This window comes from Acinetobacter sp. FDAARGOS_558 (genome assembly GCF_003937785.1).
In the GTDB taxonomy this organism is placed as follows: Bacteria; Pseudomonadota; Gammaproteobacteria; order Pseudomonadales; family Moraxellaceae; genus Acinetobacter; species Acinetobacter baumannii.
This window is the reverse complement of the sequence record NZ_RKJH01000001.1, coordinates 3,689,117-3,701,676: the sequence shown is the minus strand read 5'-3', so window position 1 is coordinate 3,701,676 and position 12,560 is coordinate 3,689,117. Positions and strand designations below refer to the sequence as shown.

At 39.6% G+C, this 12,560-nt stretch carries 10 protein-coding genes; 3 read left to right on the top strand and 7 right to left on the bottom strand.

The genetic code is table 11. The features are described 5' to 3' along the window. Positions 1 to 164: 164 nt before the first annotated feature. Positions 165 to 791: a glutathione S-transferase family protein gene (locus EGT34_RS17855; protein WP_000912925.1), complete on the top strand. Its 627-nt coding sequence runs from the start codon at positions 165 to 167 to the stop codon at positions 789 to 791. Positions 792 to 801: 10 nt separating this feature from the next. Here the strand turns inward: EGT34_RS17855 and EGT34_RS17850 are convergent, their stop codons facing one another. The 5 genes from EGT34_RS17850 to EGT34_RS17830 all read right to left on the bottom strand — a co-directional run bounded on the left by EGT34_RS17850 (position 802) and on the right by EGT34_RS17830 (position 6,030). Then, positions 802 to 1,581, bottom strand: coding sequence for a Rossmann-like and DUF2520 domain-containing protein (locus EGT34_RS17850; protein WP_000703548.1), 780 nt, complete (start codon positions 1,579 to 1,581; stop codon positions 802 to 804). An 87-nt stretch (positions 1,582 to 1,668) separates the two neighbouring features. Next, positions 1,669 to 3,084, bottom strand: coding sequence for an OmpA family protein (locus EGT34_RS17845; RefSeq protein ID WP_000026496.1), 1,416 nt, complete (start codon positions 3,082 to 3,084; stop codon positions 1,669 to 1,671). Positions 3,085 to 3,297: 213 nt separating this feature from the next. Further along, a complete protein-coding gene (locus EGT34_RS17840; RefSeq protein ID WP_000029356.1) occupies positions 3,298 to 4,533 on the bottom strand; it encodes a dihydroorotase in 1,236 nt (411 codons plus the stop codon). Positions 4,534 to 4,545: 12 nt separating this feature from the next. Beyond that, complete coding sequence (locus tag EGT34_RS17835) at positions 4,546 to 5,562, bottom strand: aspartate carbamoyltransferase catalytic subunit (protein WP_000546640.1); 1,017 nt, start codon at positions 5,560 to 5,562, stop codon at positions 4,546 to 4,548. Positions 5,563 to 5,685: 123 nt separating this feature from the next. After that, the gene (locus EGT34_RS17830; protein ID WP_000654260.1) at positions 5,686 to 6,030 is read right to left on the bottom strand and encodes a hypothetical protein; all 345 of its coding nucleotides are present in this window, start codon (positions 6,028 to 6,030) and stop codon (positions 5,686 to 5,688) included. Positions 6,031 to 6,268: 238 nt separating this feature from the next. On the opposite strand from EGT34_RS17830, the gene rlmKL reads away from it, so the two are divergent. Then, a complete protein-coding gene (rlmKL, locus tag EGT34_RS17825; RefSeq protein WP_001098010.1) occupies positions 6,269 to 8,473 on the top strand; it encodes a bifunctional 23S rRNA (guanine(2069)-N(7))-methyltransferase RlmK/23S rRNA (guanine(2445)-N(2))-methyltransferase RlmL in 2,205 nt (734 codons plus the stop codon). A gap of 26 nt (positions 8,474 to 8,499) precedes the next feature. On the opposite strand, the gene EGT34_RS17820 is transcribed toward rlmKL, so the two are convergent. Next, complete coding sequence (locus tag EGT34_RS17820) at positions 8,500 to 8,916, bottom strand: hypothetical protein (RefSeq protein ID WP_001060743.1); 417 nt, start codon at positions 8,914 to 8,916, stop codon at positions 8,500 to 8,502. A 268-nt stretch (positions 8,917 to 9,184) separates the two neighbouring features. On the opposite strand from EGT34_RS17820, the gene EGT34_RS17815 reads away from it, so the two are divergent. Beyond that, a complete protein-coding gene (locus EGT34_RS17815) occupies positions 9,185 to 9,673 on the top strand; it encodes a CinA family protein (protein WP_000941316.1) in 489 nt (162 codons plus the stop codon). Between the two features lie 57 nt (positions 9,674 to 9,730). On the opposite strand, the gene clpB is transcribed toward EGT34_RS17815, so the two are convergent. Then, positions 9,731 to 12,310, bottom strand: a complete 2,580-nt coding sequence (gene clpB / locus EGT34_RS17810; protein WP_001210050.1) for an ATP-dependent chaperone ClpB — start codon at positions 12,308 to 12,310, stop codon at positions 9,731 to 9,733. Between the last annotated feature and the right edge of the window lie 250 nt (positions 12,311 to 12,560).

Genomic DNA, 12,560 nt, shown 5'->3' with positions numbered 1-12,560 from the left:
GGGCTTAGTAACAAACTAGGCCCTTTTCATTTCAATATTAAAAATTAAATAAACCTATAACTTATCTTGTCCATTTTTCTGGCTAATTAAAGATTGCTAATTGAACTCAATCTCGTTATTTATAGAAAAGGTACTTGCCATACTAAAAATACTAAGGACAACACATGTTAAAAATCTTAGGGCGTGATAATTCTATTAATGTTCGCAAAGTCTTATGGCTATGTGACGAATTAAATCTTACATATGAGAGAGAAGATTGGGGCATAGGTTTTCGCTCCGCTCAATCTCCTGAATTTTTGCAATTAAATCCTAATGGTCAAATTCCAGTGATTTTAGATGGCGACTTAGTCCTTTGGCAGTCGAATAGCATTATACGTTATCTAGCAAATGCTTATGATAAAGACCATATACTCTACCCAACTCAAGCTAAGCAAAGAGCTATTATTGACCAGTGGATTGATTGGCAAGCTATAGAACTGAATAACAGCTGGACTTATGCATTTATGTCGCTCATTCGACATTCAGCCCTTCATCAAGACCCGAATTTGTTACAACAAGGTATTGATCAGTGGAATAAACAAATGCAGATTCTCGATCAACAACTTGCAAAAACTCAAGCCTATGTTGCAGGTACTGAGTTTACCCTAGCCGATATACCAATTGGGCTGTCTGTGCAACGCTGGAAAGCAACTCCTTTTGACCATCCAGCGCTTAAACATGTTGACCAATATTTTGAACGTTTAAATCAGCGTAAAGGCTTTTTAAAATGGGGCAATAACGGTCAACCTTAACCTCTTAAAATTAAGATGAGTGATGGCGCTTTACGATGCCATCACTTAAAAGTTGATAAACCTGTTTTAAATCATCTCGATTTGCTTGGGCTAATAAGCTTTGATGCATTGCCAAGATATTCTGATCTCCTCGCATTGCAGGTCCTGTTTGCATTTGCTTTGGATCATTTTCAGTAGCTTTTTTTGCTGTTTCCAGAATTAATGGATAAAGCAAGCCAAAGTCGACCTGCTCCGCATCTACAACTTGCTTTGCCATATCAAAACAATAATTACTAAAATTACAGGCAAACACGGCTGCCAAATGCAAAGTTAAACGTTGCTTGGAGGTGTATTGATACACTCGCTTACTTAGGCTATTTGCTAAATCAGAAAGTATGACTAAATCGTCTTTACTGGTCGCCTCTACAAATAATGGTGTGGCTTTCCAATCAACATCTCTTTCTAAGCTAAATGTTTGTAATGGATAAAACACCCCTGCTTTTTCATGTACCTGACTGATGACTTGAATGTCTGTACTCCCCGAAGTATGAACCATAAGCATTTCGGGAAATAACTCGTGTACCTGCGTTGCAAGTTCAGTAATAGCACTGTCTGAAACAGCTAGAATAATTAAATCAGTGGGTTGAAACTCTTGAAGAGACTGACATGCTTTCGCTTGAATTTGCTCTGCAAACTTCTTGGTTTTCTCAAAATCACGTGCATAGACTTGTACGATGTTATGTCCCTTAGCCAAAAGTGCCTTTGCCAAATGGAAGGCAACACGCCCACTCCCTAACAAACTAATTTTCATGCCAACCTAACAATATTTATTTCTATAAAAAAAAGCTTCTCAAAATGAGAAGCTTTTTTCAAATTAGAATTCAATAAAATCTGTTTTTTATTGAGCTACTGAAAACTCAATACGACGGTTTTTAAAGCGTCCTTCTTCGGTCGTATTGTCTGCAACTGGCTGTTCTGAACCATGGCCTTTAGCAACCAGTTTAGAAGCATCCACTCCTTTAGAAACTAAATAATCTACTACTGCTTGAGCACGTCGTTGAGAAAGCGCTTTATTAGCAGCGGCATTCCCTGTTGAGTCGGTGTGACCACCTACATCTAACTTAACACCAGACACTTTATTTAAAAGGGTTGCTGCTTGATCAAGAATAGCTTTGTTATCTGCTGGAATGTCACTTGAGCCACTCGCAAAGTTAATAATTTGTAAATTAAGTGCTTTAACTAGTGCGTTTACATCTACATTGTTCGGGTCAATTGCAGTTAAGGCTGTTTGCGAAGCACTTAAACTGTTGCTTACAGACTGTTCAGCTGTTTCTGGTGCTGAGGCAACAACTTCAGTATGTGGAACAAGTGCTTTTACTTTAGCAGTTAACGCTTCTAACGCTGCAGCATCACCTGCTTTCAATGTAATCTTGTCACCCACCCATTCTAAAGAAGCGTTTGGAATACCTTTTAATGCACCCAACACACCTGCCAAAGCATCCTTATCGGTAAAAGCAGCCGCATAAGTTTGACTTGTATCAACATCACAATCTTTAGTAGCTGAAAAGACTTGTTTAACTTGAGTTTGTAAAGTCGCCAAGAAACCTTGATCGCCAATTCCAGCCTGACACTGGCTCACGGCACCTTTATCATCGGTACTTAAAGTTAAAGTAGCTGGAGCAGCCGCAGCCTCTACACCGCTTGCAGCTTTAGTTTCAGGTGCAGGTGTAGCTTCTTTATGCTGGCAAGAGCGCCACAACCAAGCAATTAATAACCCGAGAATAATGAGCGCAATAATGGGTAAAAAACCACGAGATTTACCCGTAGTCTCTGTTGCTGCTGCAAGTGGCGGTGCTGTCGATGAAGTTACAGAAGATAAACCAGCTCCAATACCTAATGGAGCTAATAAGCCCACGGCCCATCCTGGTAAATATGAACGGATCGTTTCAGCATGCTGACGTAAATAGTTCACAATACTTTGTTGATCATTTCCGGCAACGTCAGAAATTGCATTAAGGCTCGGTTTTAATGCGCTATTGAGGGTATTTTCGATTTCATTATTTGGTGCTGTACCGCTTAAATGGGTAAGCACAGTATTCTTAATTTGCTCATTATGAGAAAAAAGATCGGATAATGACGGAGCCAAACTGTTTTTCAATTGTCCTATAAGATCAGGTTTAGCAGCTAATAGTGAAAGTAGAATTGGATAAAACTTAGATAAAGCGTTTGTTTTTTCGCCGAGGTATCCATCCTGATTATTTAATATTGTTGAAGATACTTTTCCTTTAAGCAGTTCTATAGGGTTTATCGACATTGGTTATTCTCCCGAATCTTATACGTCGTAACCAGCAACTTTTTGATTATTCAAATACTTCTCTTTGCTGATAGTTTTTTATTCTAATGCGCTCGAAATCTTTTGTTGTTTTTTAAATAATTTATATACAATTTTCCATCTAGTATTTACAAAACAGGCAGATCTTTATGATCTACCTGTTTATATTTTATATTGGCATTTTGCGGCTTAAAATTAAACAGCAAAAGTCTGTAAGACTTTACCTGTAAGCTTTTGACCCAGTAAAGGGGTATTTTTTCCTTGAGATAAAATAGTGTCTTTACTTACAGTCCAGCTTAACTCAGGATCTACTAACACCCACCCTGCTTCGGCTTGCCAACGTGCTGTCATATTTGCTACCTGTGCAGGAGCACTTGTCACTTTAGTTACCCATTCTAAAGGTTCAAATAGACCTTCATTAATGAGCTGAATACCTAAAGCCACATAGGTATCAAATGCAGTAATACCCGGTTGGGTCTCTGCAAATGGAGCCATTTTGGCTGAACTGCTTAAAGGCTCATGGTGGGTACAGATTGCATCAATTACACCCTGTTTTAAACCTTGGCGTAAAAGCTCTTTATCTTGCTCAGAACGTAATGGTGGACGAACATGTGCAAGTGAATTGAAGCCATCAATTAGTTGCTCAGTTAAATGTAACTGATGCATCGCTACATCGGCAGTAACCGGTAAACCTTTTGCCTTTGCAGCACGAATTAATTCGACCGAAGCGCCACAAGACAATAAACCAAAGTGAGCTTTAACACCTGTCGCTTCAATCATAAGTAGATATTTTGCAATCGCTACGGTTTCTGCAATTGCAGGAATCATTGGTAAACCTTGACGTGATGCAATAAAACCTTCATGAGCACAGCCATCTTTAGCAAGTTGTGGCTCTTCAGCATAGAAAACGACGGTTAAACCAAGACCCGCAGCGTACTCTAATGTACGAACAACGACATCGTCATTTTCAAAAGCAGCATTCGCATTTGAAACAGCAGTACAACCACCCTTTTTAAGGCCGGCCATATTTGCTGGTTGCTTACCATTTAGGCCTTGAGTCTGGGCACCGATGATATGCATGTGAATACCACCATCATGCCAAGCTTTTTCAATTAAGCCGTGAATGAGCGCACCGTTGTCTTGTACAATCGGCTTTGAGTCTGGCGGCGTAATGACGTGCAAAATACCGTTAGCACGTGCAGCTTTACCTTCTGATTTCAACGTTCCATGCTGCTGCTGACCTGGTTCACGCAAACGTGCACACAAATCAACCATAGTTGGCATTAACCATTTACCCTGACCATCAATAGTTTGTTCAACCTGATCGACTGGGGCAATGAGCTTACCGTCTTGAAGATATACAGTTTGTACGCTGTCTGTTTTTTGGATTGGGTCTAACACACGTACATTTTCAATTTTTACAATACTCATGTGATCCATTCCTTACAACGTAATCGCTTCAATTAAACCTTGTTCTTGGAGTTGCCCTTGCATAGACAACGCTAGCACAGCCATACGAACTGCAATACCGTTAGTGACCTGTTTTAAAATCACTGACTGTTCGCCATCAGCAATACTCGAATCAATTTCTACACCACGGTTCATTGGTCCCGGATGCATAACAATACAGTCCGGTTTAGCCAAGCTAAGGCGCTCTTTGTTCAAACCGTACATTCTGTAAAATTCAGATTGCGAAGATAATGCTGGTGAATCGATACGTTCATTTTGAATACGTAAAGCAATAATCACATCACAACCGGTAATGCCTTCATCCATGTTATTGAACAAACGAACATGGTCGCCATATTCTGAAAAACCAACCGGTAATAAGGTGTTCGGCGCAATCACACGGATATCTTTACATCCGAGTGTTTGAAGTGCAGCTACATCTGAACGCGCAACGCGAGAGTGTTTAATGTCACCAATAATGGCAACACTCAAGTCTTCAAATGGTTTTTTCGTCTCACGGCGAATAGTGAGCATATCGAGCATCGCTTGCGTTGGATGGGCATGACGTCCATCTCCGGCATTAATAATTGCGACTTTCGGACATACATCTTTAGCAATGAAATGTGCAGCACCTGAAGATGAATGACGTACAACGAAAATATCGGCAGCCATTGCTTCGAGGTTCCAAAGCGTATCTCGTAAAGTCTCACCTTTTGACGTGCTTGAACGTGCAATATCAATGTTCAATACATTGGCAGACAAACGTTTTGCTGCTGCTTCAAAAGTAGTACGAGTACGGGTGGAGTTTTCAAAGAAGAGATTCATAACCGTCCGACCTTCTAAAAGCGGGCGGTTAATTAAATTATTATTATCATCTAAAAAGCTTTGCGCGGTATCTAAAATCTTAGTGAGGTTTTCTTTTGAAAGGCCCTCAATCGTTAAAAAATGTTTTAAATTTCCGTCTTGATTGAGCTGAACCTGGCTCGGTTGATGCAACGCTGCAATATGCATAATGGATTCCTATGGGTCGAATCGCGAAAACGTGCATAGTGTAGCTGAATTCCGTTCTTTTCGCAGAAGAACTTTACAGAATAAGGCCCTAAATTGACCAGAAAATTTAGAGCCGTGCTCAGATTACCTTAAAGCACCAATATAATGATGTGGAACTTGTGCCCGATAAATGTCTTCGGCTGTGATTTCTGATTCTTCACTAGTTTGAATACTTACTGTCATTTCTTTTTGAGACTGCTCTGGTATTGAATCAGTCAATACCATTAATCGTTCAACACAGCGTTTTAATTCGTCATCTTCTGCTTCTAGTGCCAGTGCAATTACATATTTCGCATAGTCTTTATTTTGAACAAAGTACATTGCATCTATCACCCGTCCCGTTACTCTGCGCATACGCACATAAATTTGAGTAGCTAGTGTGAAAGCTTCTGCATTCGCTATAAAACCATTCCCCATCATATCTTTCATTTATATTCCCCTATGTATTCAAATCATGAAATTGGTTAAAAACCATCAATAATGATTAATTAAATAAGTTTTATTTCGAAAGATTTAGCAAAATACATACCAGTTTTTATATTTTAAGCTTTAAAAATCAATTTATTGGTTGCCAAGTGATAGGTTGCAATAATTTAAAAACTTTTAGACACCAAAATACGTTAAACTTTGCATCGTTAATATTTATATGTTTTGGTCAATCGAGTTTATGAATACCTCTTTACGTTTAAACCACTATTGGATTACTTGTGCTGATGGTTTAGAAACCCTCTTACAAGAAGAAATAGAACAGCTTGGCACCAAAGTGACAGAACGTAAAGCAGGACGTTTAATCATTGAAGGAACGCTTGAACATGCTTACCGTATTTGCATGTGGTCACGTCTTGCTTCACGTGTTTTACTTCCAATTCATACTTATGAACTTGAACGTACCCACGATGCGCGTGATGTAGCAGAAGAGCTTTATGAAGGTGCAATTAGTTTTGATTGGTCACTTATTTTTGCACCACAAAGTACCTTTGCAATTCGCTTACATGCAGAGCGTGAAATTAAGGTAAATACGCAGTTTGCAACCCTTCGTGTAAAAGACGGTGTTGTTGATTCCTTTATGGAAGCTGTAGGTCGCCGCCCAAGTATTGATACCAAACAACCGGAAATTACATTATATGTGCTTGCGGGCAAAACCGAGCATACATATTGCCTAGATTTATCTGGTGATTCATTACATAAACGCGGCTACCGTCGTTTCATGACAGATGCGCCAATTAAAGAAAACCTCGCAGCAGCAATTTTACAAAAAGCCAAGCTTAAGGAACGTAACCCGGAAATTGTACTTGACCCAATGTGTGGTTCAGGCACATTTATTATTGAAGCATTAATGATTTTAACTGATCGTGCGCCGGGTCTTGTACGTCGTTTTGGATTTAATGGCTGGCATGGTCATGACCGTGAACTTTGGCTTTCACTCAAAGCCGAAGCAGCAGAGCGTCATGAAAAAGCACTTGAACAACCGTTACCTAAGTTTTATGCATACGATGCTGACTGGGAAGCTGTAAAAGCAACACGCGAAAACATTATTGCAGCAGGTTTTGAAAAGCTACTAGGCGATATTCAAATTGAAGAGCGTACTTTAGCAGACTGGCCAGATTTCGGTGCTGAAAATAAAACTGCTTTTATCGTTACCAACCCTCCATATGGTGAGCGCTTAGGTGACAAAGCTTCTAACCGTTCTCTTTACTTAGGCTTATCTGCCCTCTTACAAAAGAACTTCCCAAATCAATATGCAGCAATTATTGCCGCACAAATTGAACAAGCCGATGTTTTAGCATTTGAAGCACCAGAAACATTACGCTTAATGAATGGTAAATTACCGATTTATGTTCGTTTCGGTACAGTTAAACCTGAAAAAGTCACTCAACCATTCTTGGCAAACTGGCAAGCTCAACCTGTTGAAATGGAAGAAGCTCAAGACTTTGCTAACCGTTTGCAAAAGAACATGGCTGCCTTGAAAAAGTGGGCAACCAAAGAAAATATCTATTGCTTACGTTTATACGATGCAGACCTCCCTGACTTTAACCTTGCTGTAGACTTATACGGCGACCGTTTACATGTTCAGGAATATGCACCACCTAAAAAGATTGATCCTGAAAAAGCAAAAAAACGTTTCAACTTAGCGCTTGCTGCTATTCGTGCGGTAACAGGATTAAATCGCGATGCAATCTTTATTAAAACACGTGCGCGTCAAACTGGTACCAATCAGTACACCAAACAAAGTACAGCCAATAAACGTTTCATCGTTCAAGAAGGTAAAGCTAAAATTTTAGTGAACCTGACTGACTACCTTGATACTGGTTTGTTCCTTGACCACCGTCAAATGCGTTTACGTATTGCTCAAGAAGCACGTGGTAAGCACTTCTTAAATCTTTATAGTTATACCTCGACAGCCAGCTTACACGCGGCCTTAGGCGGCGCTGCAAGTACAACCAGTGTAGATTTATCTAATACTTACTTGAGCTGGTCAAAAGAAAACTTCGTTTTAAACGGTTTAACGGTAGATCATGCAGACGAACAGCATATGTTCTTTGCAAGTGACTGTTTTGAATGGTTAAAAGAAGGTCATGAACAATATGATCTTATTTTTATTGACCCGCCAACATTCTCTAATTCTAAAAAGTTCCACGGTACTTTTGATGTGCAACGCGATCACGTCTCTTTGATTAAACGTGCAATGAACCGCTTAACAAGTGAAGGTACACTTTACTTCTCAAATAACTATCGTGGTTTTGAGATGGATGAAGAGATCGAGGCTTTATATGACGTTGAAGAAATTACTTCTGAAACGATTGGACCCGATTTTAAACGTAATCAAAAAATCCACCGTGCATGGAAAATTCAGCATCCTGGATTAAATTAATCTGAATTTGAAAAAGGAAGTTATCATTACTTCACGGTAATGATAACTTCACCATGTACATTCTTTGACTCAAAATCATAACGTGTAAATCGATCAGCTCTTTCTGGCAGAGCAACCATTTCTAACTTTTTCTTCTCTTTTCCATCAATGACCTGATTTTGCTTTTGTTCTTGATAAGGCGATAACACACTTGTGCGCAGTGAATTCCATCGAACCTGTTGTAAATAGTTATCCCCTAGTGTTTGCCGAACTTGACGTTGCTCTATTTCTGGCTTCTTCGCATCATCTTGAGCTTTCGCAATAATTACGGGTAGAGCTGCCGTTACTGCTCCTGTTTGAGTTGCAAGCGCACTTTCATTCATAGGCTGTGCAGCCCATAGATTCGTCGGTAATACCACTATACAACTTAAAATTCCCAGCACACACCCTTGCTTATTGTTCATCATGTTCATCCTAAAATTGTTATTGTTTGTTATATCGAATCAAACTAACAAGTTTTTAACCTTGTCGCAATGTTATAAAGAAACTTCCCGATAATTAGCATTGATCATTTTAAAACCTGAAATTCTTCACAGGCTTTTTGTGAATATTCAAATAGTTTTATAGATTTTTATCTTAGACTTGAACCATACCCTTAGATCACTTAACGTGATTTTATAATTTATTTGTAGTTAGATTTATTCATAAATAAACACCATACGAGGTGGAATAATGCTTCAGCAATGCTGTCAGTTATTAGAAGACCGTTTACTTAAAGTCGCGTTTATTGAAAGTGCCAGTTCAGGTTACTTAACCAGTCAGTTTTCGATTCATAAAAATAGTGGTGCTGATATTTTACTGGGTGGGTTAGTCAGTTATGACCCCAGTATTAAAATCAGTGTTTTAAAAGTTGATCCAAAGTTAATTGAAACCTACACAGCAGAATCACCACAAGTAACTGAAGAAATGTGCAGGCTTGGCCAAACCCTATTTCAACAAGCTGACATTGTTGTGAGCTGCACAGGTTTATTAAAACCTGGCGGAAGTGAAACCACGGAAAAACCTGTAGGTACTTTCTTTATCTGTATTTCTTATCTAGGACGTATTTATCATTACCATTATTTTTTATCAGGTCATGCCGAACAAAAACTTAAAACTCTCACACAGAAAGTAGCAGACTCAATTATTGCGCTTATATCTTCAAATCAGCATAAAAGTTAAATATAAAAAAAAGAGAATATGTTTCCATATTCTCTTTTCGGTTTTAGCAGAAAAAACTTAGCTGAGTTTCAGCTTATCAAACACTAAGTGACCATTTTCGCCTTTAACTAAAATGGTATCACCCGCAACAAAGTCACCTGACAAGATTTTTTGAGCTAGTGTATTTTCAACCTGTTGTTGAATTGCACGTTTCAATGGACGCGCTCCGTATACAGGGTCAAAACCAGCGTCAATCAATAAGTCAAATGCACTGTCATCTACAGTTAAACTCATATCACGATCAACAAGTCGTGAGCGTAAACGGTCTAACTGAATATCGGCAATGCCACGAATCTGTGCTTTTTTGAGTGAATGGAAAATCACCAACTCATCAATCCGGTTAATAAATTCTGGACGGAAATGCTGACTTACCGCATTCATTACAATAGTACGCACTTCATCATCAGTTGCACCTTCACCAAGTTCACGTACATCTTGTGAACCCAAGTTCGATGTCATCACAATAACCGTGTTTTTAAAGTCCACTACACGACCTTGTGAGTCGGTTAAGCGTCCATCGTCTAACACTTGTAGCAAGATATTGAAGACATCTGGATGCGCTTTTTCAACCTCATCAAACAACACTACGCTATATGGTTTACGGCGAACAGCTTCGGTTAAAACACCGCCCTCTTCGTAACCTACGTAACCCGGAGGCGCACCAACTAAACGGCTGACAGAATGTTTCTCCATGAATTCACTCATATCGATACGAATCATGGCATCATCACTGTCAAACAAGAAGTTAGCTAAAGCTTTAGTTAACTCAGTTTTACCTACACCTGTTGGACCTAAGAATAAGAATGATCCGCTAGGACGATTCGGGTCAGACAAACCGGCACGTGAACGGCGAACAGCATTCGATACCGCAACGACTGCTTCATCTTGCCCTACAACACGGTCATGCAAGAACTCTTCCATATGAAGGAGTTTTTCACGCTCGCCTTGCATCATTTTAGCAACCGGAATACCTGTTGCAGCACTAACGACTTCGGCAATTTCATTTTCAGTTACTTTTGTACGAATGAGTTTTGGCTCTTCGTTTTCTTCAGCAACTTCGTCTTGCTCCAATTGTTTTTGAAGCTCTGGAATTACGCCATATTGCAAACGTGCTGCTTCTGCCAAATCGCCTTCGCGCTGAGCTTTTTCAAAAGCAATACGTGCTTTATCAAGTTCAACCTGAGCTTGTTTAGTGCCTTCTACCAGTGTTTTCTCAGCTTTCCACACTTCTTCCAGATCGTTGTATTCTTTCTCGACTTCAGCGATCTGTTTTTCAAGATGAGTAACTTCGGCCTTACTGCCTGCGTCTTCATCTTTTTTCACCGCTTCCAATTGCATTTTCAACTGGATTAAACGGCGATCAAGTTTATCAAGTGCTTCTGGCTTAGAATCGATTTCCATCTTAATACGAGAAGCGGCCTCATCAATCAGGTCAATCGCCTTGTCGGGTAATTGACGGTCTGTAATATAACGATGAGACATTTTCGCCGCAGCAATAATCGCTGAGTCTAAAATCTGTACGCCATGGTGAGTCGCATACTTTTCTTTCAAGCCACGTAAAATCGCAATGGTATCTTCTACACTTGGTTCATCGACCAGCACTTTTTGGAAACGACGCTCCAAGGCTGCATCTTTTTCAATGTATTGGCGATATTCATCTAAGGTTGTTGCCCCCACACAGCGCAACTCACCACGAGCCAACGCAGGTTTTAACATATTACCTGCATCCATCGCGCCGTCACCTTTACCAGCACCAACGAGTGTATGTAACTCGTCAATGAATAAGATGATTTCGCCTTCGTGTTTCGCCAAATCTTTTAAAACAGCTTTTAAACGTTCTTCAAACTCACCACGATACTTAGCACCTGCAAGCAATGAACCTAAATCTAACGATAAAACACGTTTATTCTTTAAGCCTTCTGGTACTTCACCATTGACAATACGTTGTGCCAAACCTTCAACAATAGCGGTTTTACCTACCCCAGGTTCACCAATGAGTACTGGGTTATTTTTAGTACGGCGTGACAAGACCTGAATGGTACGGCGGATCTCATCATCACGTCCAATCACCGGATCAAGTTTCCCCGATAAAGCCCGCTCGGTTAAATCAATCGTATATTTATTAAGTGAGTCACGTTGGTCTTCGTGATTATTACTCATGACTTTGTCACTACCTCGAATATTTTCAATTACTTTGCGTAAGCTGTCGGGAGTTACACCTACGGCACTTAAAATATTTTTTGTTTCACCAGTTTCTGCCAAGCCCAATAAAACCCAGTCAGTTGACAAAAACTCATCGCCAGCTTTTTGCGCGTATCGATCTGCCAAGTTGAGTGCTTTAACTGCTTCTGGGTTTAAATTGACATCGCCCGTCGGGTTAGCAATAGTCGGAGCATCTTTTAAAGCCTGCTCTAGCTTTTGTTTAAGTTCAGGTAACCGTGCACCTGCTTGTTGCAACAAACTAATATTGGACGGCTCTTCCAATAAAGTACTCAAAATATGAATACCTGCTATAGCTGTATGGTCTTTACCCATCGCTAAGGATTGAGCATCTGAGAGGGCTTGCTGCAAGCGGTTCGTAAATTTTTCAAATCGCATTCTTGTTATTCCTCACAACAAATTCGTACTTGTGTAATAGATGGGAACACTTTTTCGGATTTCAAATAAATTTTTATATATTTTTCATTAAGTTACAAAAAACACTGCGAGTAAAACTCGATTATAATATGGGTTTGTTTTGTATATATTTCAAGTACACTTCGGCTATATTTTATTAAATAGCTTGGATATTTATATTTACTCTTATCTATTTTATGGTCTTCACAAAGACTTCATTGAGAATTCCCGA